Origin of the sequence: Shinella kummerowiae (genome assembly GCF_009827055.1) — a bacterium.
Classification (GTDB): Bacteria; Pseudomonadota; Alphaproteobacteria; order Rhizobiales; family Rhizobiaceae; genus Shinella; species Shinella kummerowiae.
Map to the genome: position 1 here is coordinate 109,538 of NZ_WUMK01000003.1, position 20,985 is coordinate 130,522.

A 20,985-nucleotide genomic window follows, 5' to 3' on the forward strand; every position below is an offset into this window, starting at 1 on the left:
ATTTGACGCATGCCGCACCATGTCCGGCGCTTGAAGCCCCCTGATTGTCCCCCGGGGCTTTGCCCTCGTTTTTTACAGTATCGTAATAAAACGCTTGGAAAAGCAATTAGCGTTGTTATAGAAATCGCCGTGAGAAAAACTCACATGTGAGATCGCCCTTCATGGCCGCGCGCCTGCCACCGCTCAACCCGCTCCGCGCCTTCGAGGCGACCGCCCGTCGCGGCGCCGTTTCGGCCGCGGCACGGGAGCTGAAGGTGACGCACGGCGCCGTCAGCCACCAGATCCGGGCGCTGGAAGAATCCCTGGGGACCGTGCTTTTCGAGCGCGGCGGAAAGCGCTTGAAGTTGACCCCGCAGGGTGCGCTGCTGCTGCCCGCCGTTACCAATGCCTTCGGCGAGATCGCGGCGGCAACGGCCCTGATGAAACAGCCGGAAGCCCATGGCGACCTCACCGTCACCTGCGTGCCGGCACTCCTCTCGCTCTGGCTGATCCCGCGCCTCAACACCTTCACCGACCAGTATCCCGGCGTGCGTGTCACCCTGATCGCCTCCAACGATCCGGACCACCTGCGGTCTCTCGATACGGATGTCTGCATGCTCTACGGCGACGGCAACTGGCCGGACTGCTGGACGCGGCTCTGGTCGCGTCTCAAGCTTTTCCCGGTCGCCAGCCCGACGCTGCTCAACAGCCGGCCACTGCGTTCCGTACGCGACCTTGCCGATCACACGCTGTTCCATGGCGACGACGGCAGGGAATGGAACACCTGGCTGGCGGCGGCGGATGCGCTCGACATGGTGCGCGGCCGCCAGCACTTCATGAGCGATGCCCGTCTTTCCACCGAGGCCGCGCTGCATGGCCAAGGAATCGCGCTCGGCGATACGATCACTGCCAGCAACCTGATCGCCCGTGGTGAACTCGTCGTGCCGTTCGACCTGACGGTGCCGGCCAATGATGCCTTCTACGTCGCATGCCGACCGGCGGCCCGCCAGGCGCCCCTCGTAAAGGTGTTCCTCGACTGGCTCTTCGCCGCACTGGAAGAAACCCTGCCAGAACCGCAGGCCTCTGCCCGCACGCATCTGCGCGGGCGCGGCAGCCGTCTGGTCGAGCCCCATCGTCCGGTTTCGGCCCCGGCCAAGCGCCGGACCACCGCCACCCCCCAACGCAAGACCCGCGCCTGATGTCAACGGAAATGACCATGCCTCGCTTCAATCCGCTCGTCGAAACCCTCACCGCCCCGCCCATCCCGTCGGTTTTCGCCTGGGGCGATGCCTATGACGGCCGCAGTGGCCCGATGATCGATTTCTCGCAGGCCGTGCCTGGCTATCCCCCGCACCCGGACATGTTGCGCCTGCTTGGCGAATATGCCGCTTCGCGCGCCTATACCGGCTATGGACCGATCGAGGGCGAGGATTCGTTGCGCACCGCCTATGCGGCGCATGTTTCCGAGAGCTATGGCACGTCGCTTTCCGCCGGCAATATCCATGTGACGGCCGGCTGCAACCAAGCCTTCATCTGCGCCGCCATGGCGGTGGCCGGCGCCGGCGATGCCGTGCTGATGACGGACCCCTACTATTTCAACCAGGAAACCACCCTCGCCATGCTGGGCATCCAGACCCGGTTCGCCGCCTGCGATCCGGCAAAGGGTTTCTTGCCTGATGTCGCGACGCTCGCCGCCGGCATCACGCCGGATGTGCGCGCCGTCGCCCTCGTCTCGCCCAACAACCCGACCGGGGCCGTCTATCCGCCGGAGCTGCTTGCGGCCATCTACGACCTCTGTGCCGCACGCGGCGTCTGGCTGATCCTCGACGAGACCTATCGCGATTTCCTGCCGGCCGGCGCGGGGCGTCCGCACGACCTGTTCGGCCGGGCGGGCTGGGAAAACACGCTCATCAGCCTCTACAGCTTCTCGAAATCTTTCTGCATTCCCGGCCATCGCCTCGGCGCGATCACCGCCGGCACTGCTGTTGTCGAGCAGGTGGCGAAGATCATGGACAACCTGCAGATCTGTCCGCCGCGATCTGCCCAGGCCGCCGTCGCCACCGCCCTGCCCCTGCTTGCCGATTGGCGCGAGGAGAACCGCCGCGAAATCGCGCGGCGCGTCGAAGGCCTGCTCTCCACCATGGCCGCCGTACCCGCCTGGCGCGTCGGCGCCGTCGGCGCCTATTTTGCCTTCATCGGCCACCCGTTCGGCAAAACGCCGTCCGCCATCGTGGCCGAGCGCCTTGCCAAGGAAGCCGGCGTCCTTTGCCTGCCAGGCAGCTATTTCGGCGCTGGGCAGGACGGGTATCTGCGCTTCGCTTTTGCCAATGCCGACGTTGCGACGATCGCTCTCCTCAAGGATCGGCTCAATCGGTTCGTCCTTGGCTGACCCGGCGTTTATGACCGGTTGAATAACGCGCTCCTGAAATAACGGTCGGGAGCGCAGGTCAGGGTATCATTCCATCAGCCGATCAACGAGGAATTGACCCAAAGGTCGTCAAGTGCGATCCGCGACCAGTTACCGGATGTCTCGTGGACATAGACGGTCTCGCCCTTCATGAAGCTCCGCAGGATTTCGAAAGAGGTTCCGGGACCGGCACGCCCTTTTGAATCGTCGGTGTTCACGGTGCGCTGGGTGACAGGCTTGACCCATTTTCCATAGACCCAGTACTCCTTCGAATTAGCGATCTTGTACCAGCCGTTCTCTTCACGGAACACGCGGATGATCGCGCCGGTCTCCAGCGGCCCCTGTGTTGCGGCAAGAGCGGCCGAGGCGCTTGACGAAACCCGGACATTCAGCGTGTCGGAAACAACGACACCGTAGGTGGGCGTTGCAACCGATGGCGCGAATGGCACGCCGGTCAAGGCCTGCTCGACGAGCGGGAGGAAGTTGTTCCGGCAGTCGGCAACAGTGTTGCCGCCGAAGAATGCCGTGCCGGGGCAAGTTTTCGTGACCCCCGTGCCGTTCGTCCGCTGACCCGTGTTGAGATCGTACCAGTGATGGTAGACGATGTTGTTGGTGTTCACCGGAGCAAGGCTGAAGCGGCGAACCAACGCGGCAGTGGCTTTGACGATCGCCTCCTTCTGCGCGTCGGTCATCTGGTCCTGTCCCGTGTCAAAGTCGCCGACATTCTCGATGCACACCGACCGGCTGTTGTTGCCATAGATACAGGCCGGCGTGTTGTTCATCGGCCGGCCGGTAACGATCATGCCATCCGGAAAAATGGAAAGGTGCTGGCCGATATCCGCCCAGCCATTGTGGCCGATGTGGTGATCACGCATACCCTTCTGCATTTCGAAGTGGTTGTTGCCTGTAAACTGCGCATAACGAGGGCTCCAGGTGTGATGTTCCTGCACCTTGTCGACCACGCGGCTTACCGAGATCGTGCCCAGCCATTGCTCGAATTCTGTGAGGGTAAAACGCGTAAAGCCGTACTTCGTATCCATGGAAGCCCCTCCGTGGAATGGACGGTTGATGTCGAACCGATGCGAAACATCGCCGCCAACGCAATGCATGGCGGTCCCCGAAATCAATTTTCTGCGGGCACAAACAGGCAAGCCCGCGTCGTCAAACCACGGCGCGAGAACTCTGGACCTGCTTTTTGTATATTAGCGGGCAGAATATCATTCTGCTTCGGGACCGCAATCTTTAATTGATTAAGCGCTTGGAAAAACGCACGCAGACGTCAGTAAAAAATCTCAGCGTTTCAGAGACGGACCGAGAGATGTTCGTGCACGCCGAGCCATCGGCCTGCCGGATCGCGTGAGAAAACAATGGTCTCGCGCTCGTTGTTCGTCATCGTCTCACCACCCATCGAGATCTCGGTCTCGACGGCGTGGGTGAAGATCGCGACGTCGCCGAGGAGTTGGATTTGGCGGTCCGTCGAGCGGCAGCCGAGCACGCGAAACCCGTCACGGCTCTCCCAGAGCGCCCACTCTTCTTCGTAGGCGGCGCGATCTTCGAGCATGTGGTCGAGATTGTGGAAGAGGAAGGTCGCCGTGGGTGCGAAAGCGGCGAAATAGGCGTCGCGGTCGTGCCGAGCGAAGGCGCTGACCAGGGCATCGGCAGCGGAAAGCACAGCGGATTCCGTTTCAGTCATGCGTTCCTCAGACAATCTTGATGCTGTTGATAAGCGCGGCAATCGGCGCGTGCTGAGCGTTCACCCGCGCCTTCAACTCTTCCAGCGGCATGGCGTCGACCTTGCAGAACTCGACAAACATCATGTTGAGATTGTTGAAGAAAACCTCACCCATGGCCTTTGCGTCCACGCTGGCATGGACCACGCCGCGCACCTGCAATGTCTCAATCAGGCGGACGACCTGGGCGCAGAGCTGGCCATCGAGGTCCGTGTAACGCCGGGAAAGCGGCGTGTCCGGCTGCTGGATCGAGATCGCCATCGCGGTGCGCCACATCTCCTTGGAGAGATAGTAGAGTGAATGGTCGTAGTACTGCTCGATCAGCGTACGCAGTGCCTCGGCAACGTTCAGCGGCGGATTGGCGACGATGCGGGCGCCGGCCTCCAGCACTTCCGTGACCTCCATCGCCACGGTCGCGACGAGGATGTCGCCCTTGTTCTGATAATAGTTGTAAAGCGTGCCGACGGAGACTTCGGCCATCTCAGCGATGTCCTCGATGCGGGCGCTGTCATAGCCCTGTTCGCGAAACAGCGTGGTCGCGGATTCGAGAATGCGGCGTGTCTTGTCCGCCTTCTGTTTTGCACGCAATCCGGCCATGGAACCCTCCGTTGGAATCTCCTCAAAAATGAGATTGACTTAAAAAATGAACTCGTTCAATCTTTTTCTCAAGGCACCGCAACGAGTGCCATCCGCCAAGGCTGAAAGCCTGCACCAGAGGGAAAGATGATGAACAAAACCGTTTCTGGCGGTCTGCGCCGCCGCACGCTTCTCGCCACAGCAACCGCCATCGCCCTGTCACCGGTCGCCGCGCAGGCGCAGGACGAGTTGAATGCGCTGGTCTGGTGCGACCACACCGATCCGGCGCTGGTCGAACCCTTCGAGAAGGCCAACAACGTCAAGGTCAATCTCAAGGAATATGAAGGCACGGGTGCCGCCATCTCGATCATCGAGCAGTCCCGTCCCGGCGACTGGGATGTGCTGGTGATCGACGCCGTCGACGTGCCGCGCGCCATCGACATGGATATTCTCGGCGAAATGCCGGCCGACAAGCTGCCGTTGAACGACCTTTTCCCGGAAGTGCGCATGGACGCGACGACCACCAAGGACGGCAAGGTCTATGCCGTCACGGAAAAGTTCGGCTACAACACGATCTCCTACGACAAGACGAAGGTCGATCCGGCCGACATGGACGACCTCTCGGTCATCTGGTCGGAAAAGTATAAGGGCCGGATCGCGCTCTATGATTACTACCTGCCGATGGTCGGCCTCACCGGCGTCGGCATCGGCAAGAAGACGGCCGACCTGAAGCAGGATGACCTGCCGGCGATCAAGGAAAAGCTGTTCGAGATGAAGAAGGTGGCGCGCCAGGTGAGCGACGTCGTCGCCTCGCAGACCGCGCTGGCGACCGGCGAAGTCGATATCGTTGTTGGTGGCGGCGAGTGGCTGACGGCCGGCCTTTCCGCGGAAAAGCCGAATCTCGACTGGACCATTCCCAAGCAGGGCGCGCTGCGCTGGGCGCAGTCGATCGGCGTCTTCAAGGATTCGGAAAAGCAGGATCTTGCGCTGAAATTCGTGCAGTACATCGTCAGCCCTGAGGGCCAGGCACGGCTTGCCACCTCCTCCTGCTACTGGGCGATGCCGGCCAATGCCAAGGCCGGCGCACATCTCACCGATCTGCAGAAGGCGGCGTTGCGCTGGGATAAGCAGCCGGAATACCTGAAGAACTCGCAGCTCTATCCGGTGGCGGACTCCGACATGGACGCGGCGATGCAGGATGTCTGGACGGAGATGCTGCAGCAGTAGGAGGCTGAGGGGATGTGTGGATCCTCGGGTCAAGCCCGAGGATGACGAAAGAGGGGAAGATGCCGGGTTCCGGCTCTCCCCCGCATGCCGCACCGTCTTGTGGTCTCGCCACGCCTCCTCCCCTCCGTCATCCTCGGGCTTGACCCGAGGATCCACACTCCGAGCACTTACGAGCAGGGAACCTCACACCCATGACCGCCACAGCCCTGGAACGCGCGGAACGCCGCAAGGCCTGGGCCTTTGCCCTGCCAGCGTTGCTCTGGACGGGGTTCTTCTTCCTCGTGCCCTTCGCCTACATGGCGGCGATCAGCCTCTGGACGCGGCAGGGACGAGAGATCGTCGCGACCTGGACGCTCGACAACTACATCGCCTTCTTCGAGAAGGCACATCTCTTCAAGGGTCTCGTCGTCTCACTCGAGATCACCGCGATCGTCACCGTGATCTCCATCGTCCTTGCCTACCCGCTTGCCTGGATCATCGCGGAACGCGTGCCAAAGACCTGGCAGCGCTTCGCCCTCATCATGGCGATCCTGCCGTTCTGGACCTCCTATGTGGTGCGCTCCTATTCATGGCTGCTGGTGCTGTCCAAAGGCGGTGTCGTCAACCAGGCGCTGCTCTGGCTCGGGGTGATCGCCGAGCCGCTCGAGCTTTCGGCCAACCGTACCGGCACGGTCATCGGCTTCGTGCACTTCTTCGTCATGCTTTTGACGCTGACGATCTATGCCAATCTCATCCAGCTTTCGCCGAATTACCGCCGCGCCGCCGCCGACCTTGGCGCCAACGCCTTCCAGACCTTTTGGCATGTCGTGCTGCCGCTGACGCTGCCGGGCGTCATGGTCGGCGCGTTCCTCACCTTCGTTTTGTGCATCGGCGACTACATCACGCCGCAGATCCTTGGCGGCAACAATGAGCTGGTATTGCCGCAGGTCATCATGTTGCAACTCGGCCGACGGGCGGATTTCCCGATGGCGGCCGCGATGTCACTGGTGCTGATGGCCATCGTCACACTTGCCTACATCGCCTGCGCACGCTGGCTGAAGATGGAGAGGACCTGAACGATGCGGCACCTCACCACGGCGCTCGCCGCGACCTATGCGGGCCTGCTCTATCTCTTCATCTTCCTGCCCGTCATCGTGCTGGTGTTGTTCTCCTTCCAGGACGGCACGCTGCCGGTGCCGCCGCTGAACGGCCTGACGCTGCGCTGGTATGAGGCGATCTTTGCCGATGGCAAGCTGATGGCGGCCCTCGGTAACTCGCTGATCGTGGCGATCCTTTCATCGGCCGTCGCCTGCATCCTCGGTTTTCTCGCCGCCTATGCCTTTGCCCGCTACACGCTGCCGGCCTCCGGCCTGCTGCGCGGCCTCATCGTCGCACCGATGACAGTCAGCACGCTCATCATCGGCCTCGGCCTGCTTTCAGTGCTCAACCTCACCGGCATGCGGCTCTCGCTCCTCACGGTCGGCATCGGCCATGTGGTGATCAACCTGCCGCTCTGCTTTGCCATCATCTATGCCTCAATGGGCGGACATCAGGTGAATATCGAGCGGGCGGCGCGTGACCTTGGCGCGAAGGACTGGCAGGTCACGCTGCTCGTCACGGCACCCATGCTCGCTCCATCGATCCTCGCCGCCTTCTTCCTTTCCGTCACGTTCAGTTGGGACGAGTTCATCGTCGCCTTCCTGCTGTCGCGCTTCGACGTGACGCTGCCCGTTGAAATCTGGAGCATGCTGCGCTCCGGCCTCGACCCTCGGACCAACGCCATCGGCAGCGTCGTCTTCCTCGTCTCGGTCGCGTTCCTGATCATCATGGAACTCGCCGTCTTCCGCAAAACCGGGAAATCCTCATGACCGCAGACGTTTCCATTCGTAACGCCACCAAGGTCTTCGGCGCGTTCCGGGCGCTCGACGACGTCTCGCTCGACATCGCCGCCGGCGAGTTCATCGTGCTGCTCGGCCCCTCCGGCTGCGGCAAGACGACCTTGCTCTCCATCCTTGGCGGTTTCATCGAGCCAACCTCCGGCACGATCGCAATCGGCGGACGCGACATGACCCATGTCTCGCCCGCCAAGCGCCCGACGACCACCATGTTCCAGGACTATGCGCTGTTCCCGCATATGTGCCTGCGCGACAATGTCGGCTTCGGCCTGCGCATGCGCGGCATGGGCAAGGCGGAGCGGTATGAAAAGGCGTTCTCCTATCTCGATCTCGTCGGCCTGAAGGCCTCATCCGCCAAGAAACCGCACGAGCTTTCCGGCGGCCAGCGGCAGCGTGTGGCGCTGGCGCGCGCGCTTGCCGTCGATCCGGACGTGCTGCTGCTCGACGAGCCGCTCGGCGCGCTCGACCTGAAGCTTCGCCGGCAGATGCAGGATGAACTGAAGGCGATCCAGAAGCGCGTCGGCACGACGTTCGTGCATGTGACCCACGACCAGGAGGAGGCGATGGCGATCGCCGACCGCATCGTTGTGATGAACAAGGGCCGAATCGAGGATGTCGGCACGCCGGCTTCGATCTATATGCGTCCGCGCTCCCTGTTTTCCGCAGGCTTCATGGGCGAAGTGAACCTGCTGCCGGCAAAGGTACGTGGTACGGCAGCAAACGAAACAGAGGTAGAAACCGCACTCGGCCGCGTTGCCCTGCCCGCCTCCGCGTTCGTCTCTGGCATGCCGGCAACGGGCCACGACGTCACGCTCTGCATCCGCCCGGAACATTTTCGCAGCGCCAATACGGCCACCCCGACCATCTCGCTCGGCCGCGGCCGCATCACCGACAGCGCCTTCTTTGGCACGCATCATCGCTGCCATGTCGCGGCAGACGGTTTGGCGCTGACGGCGCACCTGCCGCAGACAGAGGCGCCGGAAGTCGGCGCGGAGCTTGACCTTCGGCTGAAGGCGGATAGCATCGTGGTGCTTCAGGCCGGAGCGGGAGTAGGACCGTAAATGCAGCGTATCCGCCCGGAAGATTGGTACAGCGTGCGTCGCCTCCACGACGACGTCACGGCTATTTCCGAGCCCTATATCCAGGAATTCTATCGCTGCAATGTCTGGCATATCCGCGGGCGCGACCGCGACATGCTGGTGGATAGCGGCATGGGCGTCGTGTCGCTGCGCGAATGGGTGCCGCTTGTCACGGAGCGCGAGCTGATCGCGGTGGCAAGCCATACCCATTTCGACCATATCGGCTGCCACCACGAATTCGAATGCCGCGCCGTGCATTCGGCCGAAGCCGATCTTCTCGCCAACCCGACACGGGAAAACACGCTCGCCGATCCCTACGTCACCGACGACATCTTCGACGCGCTGCCGCCGGAACCCTATTGTTCGAAATGTTATGCGGTGAAACGGGCGCCGGCGACGCGCATCCTTGAAGACGGCGACATCATCGACCTCGGCGACCGCCAGTTCGAGGTCATCCACACGCCGGGCCACTCCCCGGGGGGTATTGCGCTCTACGAAAGGGCGACGGAAATTCTCTTCTCGGGCGACATCGTCTACGATGGACCGCTGATCGAGGACACCTATCACTCCAACCTGGCGGATTACATCGCCTCGATGGAGCGGCTCATGACCCTGCCGGTACGGCTGGTCCATGGCGGCCATTTCCCAAGCTTCGGCGGGGAACGATACCGCCAGCTCATCCAGGGCTGGCTCGATGAAAAACAGAAGAACTGACGGGAGACCAGAATGCTCGACAAGCGCAAATTCTACATCGACGGCCAGTGGGTCGATCCGCTGAAGCCCAATGACCTTCCGGTGATCAACCCGGCGACGGAAAAGCCGATCGCGGTCATCTCCATGGGCACCGCCGCCGATATCGACCGCGCCGTCGCCGCGGCCAAGAAGGCGTTTGTGACCTATAGCCAGACCAGCGTCGAGGAGCGCCTCGCGCTGCTCGAAAAGCTGCTCGCCATCTACAAGCGCCGTTACGAGGAGATGGCGCGCACCATCACGCTGGAACTCGGCGCGCCGATCTCCATGAGCACCGAACAGCAGGCGGATGTCGGCGTCGGCCACCTCCAGGGCTTCATCGACGGCCTGAAGCGGCTGAAGGCCCGCGAAGTGCTGCCGAACGGCGACGTCGTGCGCCGCGAGCCGATCGGCGTGTGCGGTCTCATCACGCCGTGGAACTGGCCGATCAACCAGATCGCATTGAAGGTCGTGCCGGCGCTGGCGACGGGCAGCACCTGCGTGCTGAAGCCCTCGGAATTCACCCCGCTCAATGCGCTGCTCTATGCGGAAATGGTCCACGAGGCCGGTTTCCCGGCGGGCGCGTTCAACCTCGTCAACGGCGACGGCCTGGAATGCGGCGCGGCCCTTTCCAAGCACAAGGACGTCGACATGATGTCCTTTACCGGCTCCACCCGCGCCGGCATCGCCGTCAGCAAGGATGCGGCCGAGACGGTCAAGCGCGTGACACTGGAACTCGGCGGCAAGTCGCCGAACCTCGTCTTCGCCGATGCCGATCTCGAAGACCGCGTCGCCGGCAGCGTGCGTGAGTGCTTCAACAATTCCGGCCAGTCCTGCGATGCGCCGACCCGCATGCTCGTCGAGCGCTCGGTCTATGACAAGGTCGTCGAAATCGCCGAACGCACCGGCAAGGAAGCCAGGGTCGGCAATCCGGAGGAGGCCGGCGAACATATCGGCCCACTCGTCTCCCACGTCCAGTTCGGCCGTGTTCAGGCGCTGATCGAGGCGGGTGTGGCGGAAGGCGCACGCGTCCTGGTCGGCGGTCCCGGCAAGCCGGAAGGTTTCGAGACCGGCTACTTCGTCAAGCCGACGATCTTCGCCGACGTCAACAACGACATGCGCATCGCCCGTGAAGAGGTGTTCGGCCCGGTTCTCGCGATCATCCCCTTCGACACGGAAGAGGAAGCGATCGCGATCGCCAACGACACCGCCTACGGCCTTGCCGCCTATCTCCAGACCGGCAATCCGGACCGCGCCGAACGCGTCGCCGCAAAGCTGCGCGCCGGCATGGTGCATATCAACGGCGGGCCGCACCGCTATGGCAGCCCGTTCGGCGGCTACAAGCAGTCCGGCAACGGCCGTGAAGGCGGCCTCTTCGGGCTGGAAGACTTCCTTGAGGTGAAGACCGTTCACCGTCCCGACGCGGCTTGACGGTCGTCTCGTCAACAAATCCGGAGCGGCGCCCGAAGGGGCGCCGCTCCAAGAGTAGTCAGTCTGCCAGAGTGCGCCGGCGTTCCCTCACGTCCACTCGTAAGCCCGCTCCCCGCGGTGCGGCCGCTCGGCAACGAAGATAGATGCATCTTCGCTCGCCGCCACATAGGCCAGTGCATCCGCCTCATCGTTGAGCCCGATAAACACCATGAGCATGGACCTGGCTTTGGGCTGTCCCTTCTTGCGGTAGGAAAAGTTGACAGCACAATGCGGATATTGCCCATCCAGCGGGCGCGTCTGCGTCCCGGTCCCGGTCAGGGCGATGAATTGGCCAAGAGCGAAAAAACGGTCGATCGCTGCGAAGGACGCGGCCTGTGAAATCTGCTGGTTGGCGCCTGTCGCCGCGGAGCGGCCGTAATAGAGGCTGTCTGTCTGACCTTTGCGCCGTTTCGTCTCGTAGACGACAAGGCCGCCGGCGGCCGCCAGTTCGAGGCGCGCGTCAAAGCTCTGGAAGAGGTCCGGATGCCGATCCAGCTCCGAGAACAGGGCCCTCAAGTCCGTGACATAGTCAGCATACAATCCAACGCTCATGAAACCTCGCCCGCAGCCCTTCGATCAAAGCGCGACTGCCTAGCACGCGCGCGCCGCGCGGCAAACTGCTTTCCGGACCCAGGAGCGAAGACAGGTGGGAAGCCCATCGCAACCTCTCAGCGGATATTCATCTTGTCGACAGTAGTACATGAAAGGGAACGCGCCGGTGCTGCGGTCGAGACCACTGAGGCGTGGGGCGCGAAATGAGCCTTCGCCACAGGACTTGGGGCCGGTAGCGTTATACAATCCATTTTCTCGCAAAACTGCCGTAAGTACTGGTCACGCAGAGATAAAATACGAGAACATCGCTGTGCGGCCGCGGCAATCATGCCCAACAGTTGAGCATCCAAAATCCAGCAGGCTGCTGGGGAGATACGCGGCACAACTGGCCCGATTTGAAGGCCGCATGCACAAGAAATTTTATCATCTACGAACGTCTTGCGAATAATGTGCAACAGCTATAGGTTTTCTCCGCGGCAATCAGCTGTAGAATCGTCGAGGATAAGTTATGGCCACTGGCACAGTTAAGTTTTTCAATGGAGAAAAGGGTTTCGGGTTCATCACGCCTGAAAACGGAGGAACGGACGTGTTCGTACACGTATCCGCGCTTCAGGGTGGCTCGCTGAGCGAAGGCCAACGCGTAAGCTACGACGTTGGCCAGGATCGCAAGACCGGCAAGTCGAAAGCCGAAAACGTTCGCGTTCTCTGATTTACCGTCGGGTTTGGATCGACCGCACCGCGAAACTCGATCCACCTGAGCCAGCTGGCAAGCAAGTACTGTGTGGACGCGGGGCCGAGACCGCGCGTCCACACCACCAATATCCAACGAGACGACACGCCCGAAACGCACTGGCTTCAAGCCCCGGGATTCAACTGCTGAATCACTGCAAGCTGCGTTCGTAGCCCCCTCGATAGACCATAGCCAGAACCACCCTCACTCCGCACAAGACGTCCTTCAATGGCGACGTCCCTGCGCAGAACGGATCGGTCCTGTCGGGATCACCGACTCCGTGCTAGGTCTTCTGAAAAAGACAAGGGGAAGGAACGTGGCGGCACGATCCGGCGCGGCGGGCGCCTATATCGACCTGTGGCACGCCGGCCTCGCCGAGGCCGTGGCGGCGCTCGGGGAACCGGCATTTCCCGAGGCGCTGGAGCGTTCCCTTCGTCATCTCGTCTCCTTCGAAATGATGAACGGCTTTGCCTATGCCCCGGGCGGCAGGGCGTTTGACCTCGATAATGAACGCCTTGCCGGCGACCGCACCACCATCGTCGAGCACTATCTCGCCGGCGCCTATATTCTCGATCCCTTCTACGATGCGGTGCGCTTAGGGCGCGAGGGCATGCTGGTCATGCGGCGCCTGGCACCCGATCGTTTTACTGAAACGGAATATTACCGCCGCCACTACCGGGCGACGGGCATCATCGACGAGATCGGCTTCATCCTGAAACTGCGCCATGCCGATGCGGTGCTCTCGCTGTCACGCATGGGCGATGCGAAGCCTTTTTCCAACCGGGACATCACCCGGCTGGAAAGTGCAGCCCCGCTCCTCACGGCGTTGGCGGAACGGCATTGGCGCGAGCGCTTCACCCTGCCAGGAGAAGACGGACGAGCGGCGGCGGCGATCAGCCATCCCCTGCTTTCCAAGCGGGAACTGGAGATCGTGACCCTCATTCTGAAGGGGCATTCGACCTATTCCATCGCCGCCAGGCTCGGGCTTTCGCCGAACACCGTCAAGGTGCATCGCCGCCAGACCTATGCCAAGCTCACCATTTCCAGCCAGGCGGAGCTGTTTCATCTCTTCCTCAGCCGGCGCTAGGCAATTCCGGCAAGGCGGAGATCATTCCTGAAATTCCACTTCCGGCGGCGCCATCTGGAAGAAGCGCGTCAGGTAGGCAAGATAACCGACGCCGATCACCAGCCAGATCACGCCGAGAAGCTTGGCGTGGCCATCGAGGTTCCACAGCAGGAACAGGTCGCAGAGCGCGCCGGCGGCCGGAACCACGAGCCCGAGTATCGGGCCGAGCGGTCGGACGATGGCGTTGCCCTTGAGATAGAGCGTGATGACCGAGACGTTGACCGCGGTGAAGGCGAGAAACGCGCCGAAATTGATGAAGGACGTGGAGGTCGTCACGTCGAGCGTCAGGGCCAGCAAGCCGACGATGCCGACGAAAACGAGGTTGAGCACGGGCGTGCGCCATTTCTCATGCAATTGGCCGAAGATGCCGGCCGGGAGCACACCGTCGCGGCCCATGGCGAAAAGCAGACGGCCGACGCTTGCCTGCGCCGCGAGACCGGAGGTGAACTGGGCGACCACAAGCGTTGCCAGGAACACGGTGACAAAGAGATCGCCGCCGATCATCAGCGCGATTTCCGAGGCGGCCGAATCCACGGCGGCGAACTCGCCACCCGGATGGGCAAGCTGCGTCATGTAGGCAGAACCCGTAAAAATGAGCCCCCCGATGACCGCAATGATCATGATCGCCTTCGGCATGGTGCGCGTCGGCTCGCGGGTTTCTTCCGTCAGTGTGGAGACGGCATCGAAGCCGAGAAACGAATAGGCCGCGATCGCCGCACCCGCCACGGAGGCGCCGAACGGCACACCGGGTTCGAAGAACGGCCGCACGGAGGCAAGCCCGCCGACGCCGTTGAGAGCCACGACATAGCGCGCGGCGAGCGCAAGAAAGACGAGCAGCACGGAAAGCTGCACCAGCATCAGCACGACATTCACCCGATTGGCAAAGGCAATGCCGATGACGTTGACGGCCGTGGTCAGCACGATGAAGCCGACAATCCACAGCCAGGCGGGCAGCGCCGGAAAGGCGGCCATCAGATAGGCCGCGCCGATCAGCCATACGACCATGGGCAGGAAGAAGTAGTCGAGCAGCACCGCCCAGCCGACGAGGAAACCCGCAGCCGGGTTCAAGGATCGTCGCGCGTAGCTATAGGCGGATCCGGCGACCGGATAGACTTTCGCCATGATGCCATAGCTGGCCGCCGTCAGGAAAATCGCCAGTGCTGCGATGAAATAAGCCATCGCCGTGGTTCCCTGGCTCGCCGATGCCAGAGCGCCGAACGTGCCGAACACGATCATCGGCGTCATATAGGCAAGGCCGAACAGCACCACGGACCATAAGCCAAGGGCCCTGTCGAGTTTGATCGTCTGCGTCATGCTCCCCTCCTCCAAATAGCAATGCGAAAGGTCAAGGAAGATTGCGGTGAAGCCAATAACCCCAGGGTACTATAGGTGTCACAGGCATTTGACTTGCTCCGCCGGCAACGAGCCGCCTTAATTCTCTCTTTCACACATCCCTTTTCATACTCGATTGAAGCCATATATCTCTGCCCATAAGCCCGCCGCACTTGGCTCCTTTGGAAGGAAGCATGGACATGGTGACTTTCACGCTCAATGGAAAAGAACGCAGTTTCGACGGGGATCCCGACACGCCGCTTTTGTGGGTTATCCGGGATTTCGAGAAGCTGACAGGCACGAAATACGGCTGCGGCGTCGCGCAGTGCGGGGCTTGCACCGTGCATCTGGATGGCATGCCGCGGCGCTCGTGCATCACGCCGATTGCGACGATCGATGGCTCGGACGTGGTGACGATCGAAGGCATTTCGGGCAAGGAGGCGCAAGCCGTCCAGACCGCATGGACGGGGCTCGACGTGCCGCAATGCGGCTACTGTCAATCCGGCCAGATCATGTCGGCGGTGGCTCTGCTGCAGATGGTGCCCAAGCCGACCGACGACGAGATCGACGGTGCCATGACCGGAAATCTCTGTCGATGCGCCACCTATCATCGCATTCGCGCGGCAATCCACAATGCCGCCAATTCGATGGAGGGTTGAGCGATGACGATCCATGATATCACAACCAGCCGCCGCGGTTTCCTTGCCGGCGCCGGGCTTGTCATCGGCGTGGCGATCGCGCCGAAATTCCTTTCGGCTGCGCCAACGGGCGTTCCAGCCGGCGGCGCGGCTGAGCTCAAGCCGATGAATGCCTTCGTCAAGATCGGCACGGACGACACCGTCACCGTGCTGTCAAAGCACATCGAGTTCGGTCAGGGGCCTTTCACGGGGCTCGCGACGCTCGTCGCGGAAGAGCTTGATGCCGACTGGAGCCAGATGCGCGCGGTCCATTCGCCGACCGACAACAAGATCTACGCCAATCTCGCCTTCGGCCTGCAGGGCACCGGCGGGTCGAGCTCGATTGCCAACGCCTATGAGCAGATGCGCAAGGCCGGCGCGACCGCACGCGCCATGCTCATTGCCGCCGCCGCGGAGGAATGGAGTGTTCCGGCAGCAGAAATCACCGTCGAGAAGGGCCGCTTGAAACATGCGGGATCGTCCAGGGAAAGCGGCTTCGGCGCCTTCGCGGACAAGGCGGCGACGCAAACGGTGCCCCAGGACCCGAAACTGAAGGATCCCAAGGACTTCGTTCTGATCGGAACGGACCTGCCGAAACTCGACACCGTCGGCAAGACCAACGGCACGGCGATCTTCACGCTCGACATCACGCCCGAGGGGCTGCTCACGGCCATCGTTGCCCACCCCAAGCATTTCGGGGCGACGGTGAAATCCTTCGACGACAGCGAAGCCCGCAAGGTCCGCGGTGTGGTCGACGTCAAGCAAATCCCGCAGGGCATAGCGGTCTATGCGGACAATACCTTCTCGGCGTTGAAGGGGCGTGACGCGCTCAAGGTCGAGTGGGATCTCGCCAAGGCGGAGACACGGTCCTCGGCGGAACTGGCTGCCGAATATGTGCGTCACTTCAACGAGCCGGGCCTCGAGGCCGCGAACACCGGCAATGTCGACGAGGCGTTCCGGCAGGATGGGCTCCAGACGGTGGAGGCGGAGATCGTCTTTCCCTTCCTCGCCCATGCGCCGATGGAGCCGCTCGACGCGGTGTTCATCAAGGCGACGGACGGTTCCGTCGACATCTACAACGGCGCGCAGTTCCCCGGCTTCGACCAGCAGGTGGCGGCAGAAATCCTCAAGCTGGACGAAGCGAAGGTTCGCGTGAACACGCAACTCGCCGGCGGCAGTTTCGGGCGCAAGGCGCAGTTCGGCTCACCCTACATGCAGGAAGCCGCGATGGTGTACGCGGCGGTCGGTGGCGACCGTCCGCTCAAGCACATGTGGACGCGCGAGGATGACATCCAGGGCGGCTTCTACCGTCCAATGTATGCCCACAAGATGCGCGGCGCAATCGATGCCGAAGGGCGGATCACCGCCTGGGAGCAGGTCATCGTCGGCCAGTCGATCATGGCCAAGGCCGATCTCGATTCCACATCGGTGGAGGGCGCGTCGAACCTGCCCTACCGCATCCCCAACCTGAAGGTCACCTCGCACAATGTGACACTTCCGATCCCGCCGCTCTGGTGGCGCTCCGTCGGTCATACTCATACCGGCTTCGCCGTCGAGACCTTCGTCGACGAATTGCTGGCGCGCGTGGGCCGCGATCCGGTGGAAGGAAGGCTTGCGCTTCTCGATAAAGAGTCGCGCCATGCCGGGGTCCTGCGCAAAGCGGCCGAGATGGCGGACTGGGGGTCGACCCCGCCGGAAGGGCGTGCCCGCGGCGTGGCAGTCGTCGAAAGCTTCGGTTCGTTCGTCGCGCAGGTGGCGGAGGTTTCCGTCGGCGCCGATGGCGCGCCGCGCGTCCACAAGGTGTGGTGCGCGGTGGATTGCGGCGTCGCGGTCAACCCCAACATCATCAAGGCGCAGATGGAGGGCGGCATCGGCTACGGGCTGGGCGCCGTGCTCTTCGACGCCATCACCCTTGGCAAGGGCGGGCGGATCATGCAGTCGAATTTCCACGACTACCGCTCGATCCGCATCAACGAAATGCCTGATGTCGCGGTGGAGATCATCAAATCTGTCGAAAGTCCGACCGGTGTCGGCGAACCCGGCGTGCCTCCTGTGGGGCCGGCGGTCGCCAATGCCTGGCGAAAGCTGACAAACGCTCCGGTGCGTCAGCTTCCCATCGTCAGTCTCATTTCCGCGTGAGGGGATACCGTCAGATGAAAATCAAGCTTCTCTTTTCGGGCGTTGCCGCACACTGTCTTATCGTCGGCGCGGGCATCCTGCTCGCTCCGGCGGTCGTGGCGCAAAACACCAATTCGCTGCGTTCTGCAGAATCCTTCCAGTCGATTGCCGACGAACGGGCGCGCTCGCTCGCTCTCTTCGAGGAGGCCGGCAAGGTCATCCAGCACCCGCGCTGCGTCAATTGCCATCCGGCAACGGAACGCCCGCTGCAAGGCATGTCGATGCATCCGCACCAGCCGCCGGTCTTCCGGGGCGATGGCGGCATGGGTCTCGTGGGCATGCAGTGCAACACCTGCCACAGCGAACAGAACACGCCAGTGGTCGGCCAGGCGGATACCTTGAAGAGCATACCCGGCAATCCCGCGTGGCATCTCGCCCCCATCGAAATGGCCTGGGAGGGCAAGACGCTTGGCCAAATCTGCGTGCAGTTGAAGGACCCCAAGCGCAACGGCGACAAGACCATGGACGAAATCGTCGAACATATGGCGAAGGACGACCTGGTCGGCTGGGGATGGCAGCCCGGCGATGGCCGCGAGCCGGTTCCCGGCACGCAGGAAGAGTTCGGCAAGATCATCCGGGCTTGGGTCGATACCGGGGCCGTGTGTCCGTCTGGATGAAGCCGGATGGCGGCCTCACCGCGAGATCACGCGGTGAGTGTCGCTGGCGGCTGTGATGCCAAGGCCTGCGCGACCGCGATCCTTGCCATTTCGAGGGCCGCTTCGCGCGTTTTGGCAGCGGCGATGAAGCGGCCGTTGTGGCAGAATGTTGCGCCGGCCACACCGCAGGCCGCTTCCAGATCCTGACCGGTCAAGCCAGCCCATGCCGCCGGCAGATCGGCGCGCAGTTCGAACCCTTCGCTCGACCGGCGAACGCCGGTGAGGCACCAGTCGGTGTCCCGTGGATGGACGACGAAGAGGATATGGTCGGCGCCGGCCTTTACGATCGCCGGCCGGAAAGGCATTCCCATGGGAAGCTCCAGCACCTGACCATCACCGGTCGCCTCTATCGCCTGGCGCACGATCGATTGCGCCCGAAGCTTCGCCGCACTCTGCCTAATGCTCGCCTCGACGAAACTGCGCGCAATCGAAAGCGCATCGTGGAAGGCCCGGTTGTCAGCGTCCGGCTCCGTTTCGTCGAAAACGGGCTTCAGCGTTTCCAGAAGCACGGGCAGCGTCAGCTTGGCCATTGCCCCGGCGGATGATGGGCTCACCGCACCATTGTCCATGAGATCGACCGGCAAGACGAAGTCCGCATCGAAGCCTGCGTGAACAGTCTCGATATCCTCGGCCGGAACGCCGAACGCGATAAGATAGTCCCGCCCGAACTGGCGCCAGATCAGGCCGAACGAACTGAACGGCTGACCGTCGTCACGCAGCGGAGCCCCGCGCTGATGGTGATCGAAAATCCCGGCCGCCGGATCGTAGGCTCCGCCGACATCGTAGATGATGCGATCGGTGGCCGGCGTAATCCATTCAGGCGCACGGCTGCGGACCACGCGGGCCGTAGGAAACAGGCGCGTCAGGACGACACTCGACAGAAGCTCGTCCGCGTGGAAGCCCCCGGAATGGGTGACAAGAAATTCTGGGGCCATGCCGATCAAACTTTCGCGAATTTTGCGGATGCTTTCATATGCGTTCGATATCGGCTGGATGGCCGCAGATCAAGAAGCCTGTCATCGCGCGCGGTGTTGTTTATGCGATCGATGTCCGGGCATCAGGTGGCGCGTCGCGCTCGTCGCTTCTCGGCAACGCCGCCGGCACCATTGGCTTCGTAATATGCCCGCTTGTGCTCGTACATCAGAACATCCGCGCGCCGGATTACGCTTTCGATCGTCTCCCCGTCCTCGCTGGTGGCGCTGCCAAACGACATGCGCAACGGCGCGCTCGAATAGAACTGGTTGTTGATCTTGAGCAGTTCGCTGATGGTTTCGGCCATGGTCGCCGCCGCCTTCGCATCCGCGCCGGGCATGAGAACGGCAAACTCGTCGCCGCCGATCCGGCAGGCATGATTGGGTTGCGCGACCGCGCCGTTCAGAATTTCCCCGAAGCGGCGTAGCAAGGCGTCTCCGGCGTCGTGGCCAAGCTGGTCGTTGGCTTCCTTCAGGCCGTTGAGGTCGAAGATGATTGCCGAAACCGGACGCAGCGACTTTCGTTCCAGCCGGTTGATTTCGTCCGCGTAGAAGGCCCGGTTATACAGCTTGGTCAGCACATCGTGCTTGCCGAGATATTCAAGATAGGCCTCCGCCTTCTTGCGCGCGGTGATGTCGGTGAGGGCGACCTGCACACGAGACCAGTCGAGTTCGTGTCCCGGAAAGACGGAAAAATGCAGCAGGATGTGGCGGACCGTGCCATCGAGCGCGTAGTTCACGACCTCGCGGTGGTGAAAGAGGTTTCCGTTCCACAATTCCATGAGCTGTTCGCGGAACGGCTTTTCCATGTCGTCGCGGAAAATATCGCTCAGGCGATGCAGCAGCTGGTCGCGCTCGGCCGCGCAAAACAGGTCGAGTGTCGCGCGGTTGACGTCGATGACGCGAATTTCGCTCATGCATTGGCGGACGAATTCAGGGTGCACGTCCATGAATGTGCGGAAGTCGGTGATGCCACGCTCGCGGATGTCTTCGATCAAGAGCTTGATCCGGCTGAAATCCTCGATCCATAACGAGACGGGCGAATACTCGAAAATGCCTTCCGCATGACGCCGCTGCACCGCCTCCGCCCGTCGTGCATCCTCACGGGCCGTAATGTCTTCCGTCGTCAGCAGCAACTTGCCGAGCGACGCCTCATAGCCGGGCATGACCGTTCCGCGAAGCTGGATGTCGAGGCGACGGCCGGAAATCGTGTAGTTCGACGTCGTACTCTCGAAGCCGAGCTCGCCATCAAACAGCTTAGCCAGCTCGATCACATGCGTCTCGAGCATGTCGCCGCGAAAGATGGTCGAGAGGTTTGCGCGCAGATGATCGATGTCATCGGCCTCGAACAGTTCCAGCGTCTTCCTGTTGACCGCGAGCACTTCGATACGCCGGGAACATTGCGCGACGCGGTCCTTGTCTTCCTTCAGAAACGCCCGGATATCCGTCACGCCCTGCGCACGCCACGCATCGAACAGCGCTTTGACGGCGCTGAAATCCTCGATCCACATCGCTGTGGGGGCAAGGTTGAAGATATCGGAATCGAAGGTGTCGGACATGAGTCACCGGGCGTTGGGACGTGCACCGCCATGCGAGGCGAAGGTCCCTTTTACCGGCAATAGGTAAACCGAGGTTGAAGTGTCGGAGACTATTGCCGGCCAGCCCAGGCCACTTTTCCCAGGTGCACGAGCA

Annotated in this window: 20 protein-coding genes; 13 read left to right on the top strand and 7 right to left on the bottom strand. The window is 62.3% G+C overall.

Translation table 11 applies throughout. The features are described from left to right. The first annotated feature begins 161 nt into the window (after window positions 1-161). Together GR138_RS08360 and GR138_RS08365 are read left to right on the top strand one after the other, a co-directional pair. The gene (locus tag GR138_RS08360) at window positions 162-1,178 is read left to right on the top strand and encodes a LysR substrate-binding domain-containing protein (protein ID WP_160858300.1); all 1,017 of its coding nucleotides are present in this window, start codon (window positions 162-164) and stop codon (window positions 1,176-1,178) included. A gap of 17 nt (window positions 1,179-1,195) precedes the next feature. Further along, complete coding sequence (locus tag GR138_RS08365) at window positions 1,196-2,368, top strand: aminotransferase (RefSeq protein ID WP_160858301.1); 1,173 nt, start codon at window positions 1,196-1,198, stop codon at window positions 2,366-2,368. Window positions 2,369-2,442: 74 nt separating this feature from the next. Here the strand turns inward: GR138_RS08365 and GR138_RS08370 are convergent, their stop codons facing one another. The 3 genes from GR138_RS08370 to GR138_RS08380 form a co-directional block, all read right to left on the bottom strand. After that, window positions 2,443-3,426 carry an SH3 domain-containing protein gene (locus GR138_RS08370; RefSeq protein WP_160858303.1) on the bottom strand — a complete coding sequence of 328 codons (984 nt, stop codon included), beginning with the start codon at window positions 3,424-3,426 and terminating at the stop codon, window positions 2,443-2,445. 260 nt (window positions 3,427-3,686) lie between these two features. After that, complete coding sequence (locus GR138_RS08375) at window positions 3,687-4,079, bottom strand: YybH family protein (RefSeq protein ID WP_160858305.1); 393 nt, start codon at window positions 4,077-4,079, stop codon at window positions 3,687-3,689. A gap of 7 nt (window positions 4,080-4,086) precedes the next feature. Further along, window positions 4,087-4,713 carry a TetR/AcrR family transcriptional regulator gene (locus tag GR138_RS08380; protein ID WP_160858307.1) on the bottom strand — a complete coding sequence of 209 codons (627 nt, stop codon included), beginning with the start codon at window positions 4,711-4,713 and terminating at the stop codon, window positions 4,087-4,089. A gap of 126 nt (window positions 4,714-4,839) precedes the next feature. Between GR138_RS08380 and GR138_RS08385 the strand changes: the two genes are divergently transcribed. The 6 genes from GR138_RS08385 to GR138_RS08410 all read left to right on the top strand — a co-directional run bounded on the left by GR138_RS08385 (window position 4,840) and on the right by GR138_RS08410 (window position 11,032). After that, entirely contained in the window at window positions 4,840-5,919 is a 1,080-nt protein-coding gene (locus GR138_RS08385) for an ABC transporter substrate-binding protein (RefSeq protein WP_420853626.1), read from the top strand. 191 nt (window positions 5,920-6,110) lie between these two features. After that, on the top strand, window positions 6,111-6,974 hold the full coding sequence (locus GR138_RS08390) for an ABC transporter permease (protein WP_160858311.1): 864 nt from the start codon (window positions 6,111-6,113) through the stop codon (window positions 6,972-6,974). A 3-nt stretch (window positions 6,975-6,977) separates the two neighbouring features. Next, window positions 6,978-7,766 (top strand): ABC transporter permease, encoded by a 789-nt coding sequence (locus GR138_RS08395; RefSeq protein WP_160858313.1) that lies wholly within the window; start codon window positions 6,978-6,980, stop codon window positions 7,764-7,766. Further along, a complete protein-coding gene (locus GR138_RS30945) occupies window positions 7,763-8,854 on the top strand; it encodes an ABC transporter ATP-binding protein (RefSeq protein WP_160858315.1) in 1,092 nt (363 codons plus the stop codon). The genes GR138_RS08395 and GR138_RS30945 overlap by 4 nt, the downstream gene beginning before the upstream one ends. Then, window positions 8,855-9,586, top strand: a complete 732-nt coding sequence (locus GR138_RS08405; protein WP_160858316.1) for an MBL fold metallo-hydrolase — start codon at window positions 8,855-8,857, stop codon at window positions 9,584-9,586. Window positions 9,587-9,598: 12 nt separating this feature from the next. Then, window positions 9,599-11,032 (top strand): aldehyde dehydrogenase family protein, encoded by a 1,434-nt coding sequence (locus GR138_RS08410; protein ID WP_160858317.1) that lies wholly within the window; start codon window positions 9,599-9,601, stop codon window positions 11,030-11,032. 87 nt (window positions 11,033-11,119) lie between these two features. Here the strand turns inward: GR138_RS08410 and GR138_RS30215 are convergent, their stop codons facing one another. Beyond that, a complete protein-coding gene (locus GR138_RS30215) occupies window positions 11,120-11,623 on the bottom strand; it encodes a hypothetical protein (protein ID WP_202402571.1) in 504 nt (167 codons plus the stop codon). Window positions 11,624-12,131: 508 nt separating this feature from the next. On the opposite strand from GR138_RS30215, the gene GR138_RS08415 reads away from it, so the two are divergent. Together GR138_RS08415 and GR138_RS30880 are read left to right on the top strand one after the other, a co-directional pair. Beyond that, window positions 12,132-12,332: a cold-shock protein gene (locus GR138_RS08415; RefSeq protein WP_069063067.1), complete on the top strand. Its 201-nt coding sequence runs from the start codon at window positions 12,132-12,134 to the stop codon at window positions 12,330-12,332. Window positions 12,333-12,669: 337 nt separating this feature from the next. Next, entirely contained in the window at window positions 12,670-13,440 is a 771-nt protein-coding gene (locus tag GR138_RS30880; RefSeq protein WP_160858318.1) for a LuxR C-terminal-related transcriptional regulator, read from the top strand. A 21-nt stretch (window positions 13,441-13,461) separates the two neighbouring features. On the opposite strand, the gene GR138_RS08425 is transcribed toward GR138_RS30880, so the two are convergent. Then, window positions 13,462-14,793 (bottom strand): APC family permease, encoded by a 1,332-nt coding sequence (locus GR138_RS08425; RefSeq protein ID WP_160858320.1) that lies wholly within the window; start codon window positions 14,791-14,793, stop codon window positions 13,462-13,464. Between the two features lie 218 nt (window positions 14,794-15,011). Here GR138_RS08425 and GR138_RS08430 point away from each other — a divergent pair, with 218 nt between their 5' ends. The 3 genes from GR138_RS08430 to GR138_RS08440 are packed head-to-tail and all read left to right on the top strand — an operon-like array spanning window position 15,012 to window position 18,283. Next, the gene (locus GR138_RS08430) at window positions 15,012-15,470 is read left to right on the top strand and encodes a (2Fe-2S)-binding protein (protein WP_160859206.1); all 459 of its coding nucleotides are present in this window, start codon (window positions 15,012-15,014) and stop codon (window positions 15,468-15,470) included. A gap of 3 nt (window positions 15,471-15,473) precedes the next feature. Next, window positions 15,474-17,627: a xanthine dehydrogenase family protein molybdopterin-binding subunit gene (locus GR138_RS08435; RefSeq protein WP_160858322.1), complete on the top strand. Its 2,154-nt coding sequence runs from the start codon at window positions 15,474-15,476 to the stop codon at window positions 17,625-17,627. A gap of 14 nt (window positions 17,628-17,641) precedes the next feature. Continuing rightward, a complete protein-coding gene (locus GR138_RS08440) occupies window positions 17,642-18,283 on the top strand; it encodes an Isoquinoline 1-oxidoreductase subunit (RefSeq protein ID WP_160858324.1) in 642 nt (213 codons plus the stop codon). 26 nt (window positions 18,284-18,309) lie between these two features. Here GR138_RS08440 and GR138_RS08445 read toward each other — a convergent pair whose 3' ends face one another. Continuing rightward, window positions 18,310-19,257 carry an MYG1 family protein gene (locus tag GR138_RS08445; RefSeq protein ID WP_160858326.1) on the bottom strand — a complete coding sequence of 316 codons (948 nt, stop codon included), beginning with the start codon at window positions 19,255-19,257 and terminating at the stop codon, window positions 18,310-18,312. 122 nt (window positions 19,258-19,379) lie between these two features. Further along, entirely contained in the window at window positions 19,380-20,852 is a 1,473-nt protein-coding gene (locus GR138_RS08450; protein WP_160858328.1) for a sensor domain-containing diguanylate cyclase, read from the bottom strand. Window positions 20,853-20,985: the final 133 nt, after the last annotated feature.

Bases quoted from the DNA above. Each gene is read 5' to 3' on its own strand.
- GR138_RS08360 (WP_160858300.1), top strand. From the start codon at position 162: ATGGCCGCGCGCCTGCCACCGCTCAACCCGCTCCGCGCCTTCGAGGCG.
- GR138_RS30215 (WP_202402571.1), bottom strand. From the start codon at position 11,623: ATGAGCGTTGGATTGTATGCTGACTATGTCACGGACTTGAGGGCCCTG.
- GR138_RS08430 (WP_160859206.1), top strand. From the start codon at position 15,012: ATGGTGACTTTCACGCTCAATGGAAAAGAACGCAGTTTCGACGGGGAT.
- GR138_RS08390 (WP_160858311.1), top strand. From the start codon at position 6,111: ATGACCGCCACAGCCCTGGAACGCGCGGAACGCCGCAAGGCCTGGGCC.
- GR138_RS08405 (WP_160858316.1), top strand. From the start codon at position 8,855: ATGCAGCGTATCCGCCCGGAAGATTGGTACAGCGTGCGTCGCCTCCAC.
- GR138_RS08435 (WP_160858322.1), top strand. From the start codon at position 15,474: ATGACGATCCATGATATCACAACCAGCCGCCGCGGTTTCCTTGCCGGC.
- GR138_RS08370 (WP_160858303.1), bottom strand. From the start codon at position 3,426: ATGGATACGAAGTACGGCTTTACGCGTTTTACCCTCACAGAATTCGAG.
- GR138_RS08365 (WP_160858301.1), top strand. From the start codon at position 1,196: ATGCCTCGCTTCAATCCGCTCGTCGAAACCCTCACCGCCCCGCCCATC.
- GR138_RS08425 (WP_160858320.1), bottom strand. From the start codon at position 14,793: ATGACGCAGACGATCAAACTCGACAGGGCCCTTGGCTTATGGTCCGTG.
- GR138_RS08450 (WP_160858328.1), bottom strand. From the start codon at position 20,852: ATGTCCGACACCTTCGATTCCGATATCTTCAACCTTGCCCCCACAGCG.
- GR138_RS08440 (WP_160858324.1), top strand. From the start codon at position 17,642: ATGAAAATCAAGCTTCTCTTTTCGGGCGTTGCCGCACACTGTCTTATC.
- GR138_RS08380 (WP_160858307.1), bottom strand. From the start codon at position 4,713: ATGGCCGGATTGCGTGCAAAACAGAAGGCGGACAAGACACGCCGCATT.
- GR138_RS08375 (WP_160858305.1), bottom strand. From the start codon at position 4,079: ATGACTGAAACGGAATCCGCTGTGCTTTCCGCTGCCGATGCCCTGGTC.
- GR138_RS08415 (WP_069063067.1), top strand. From the start codon at position 12,132: ATGGCCACTGGCACAGTTAAGTTTTTCAATGGAGAAAAGGGTTTCGGG.
- GR138_RS08410 (WP_160858317.1), top strand. From the start codon at position 9,599: ATGCTCGACAAGCGCAAATTCTACATCGACGGCCAGTGGGTCGATCCG.
- GR138_RS08445 (WP_160858326.1), bottom strand. From the start codon at position 19,257: ATGGCCCCAGAATTTCTTGTCACCCATTCCGGGGGCTTCCACGCGGAC.
- GR138_RS30945 (WP_160858315.1), top strand. From the start codon at position 7,763: ATGACCGCAGACGTTTCCATTCGTAACGCCACCAAGGTCTTCGGCGCG.
- GR138_RS08385 (WP_420853626.1), top strand. From the start codon at position 4,840: ATGATGAACAAAACCGTTTCTGGCGGTCTGCGCCGCCGCACGCTTCTC.
- GR138_RS08395 (WP_160858313.1), top strand. From the start codon at position 6,978: ATGCGGCACCTCACCACGGCGCTCGCCGCGACCTATGCGGGCCTGCTC.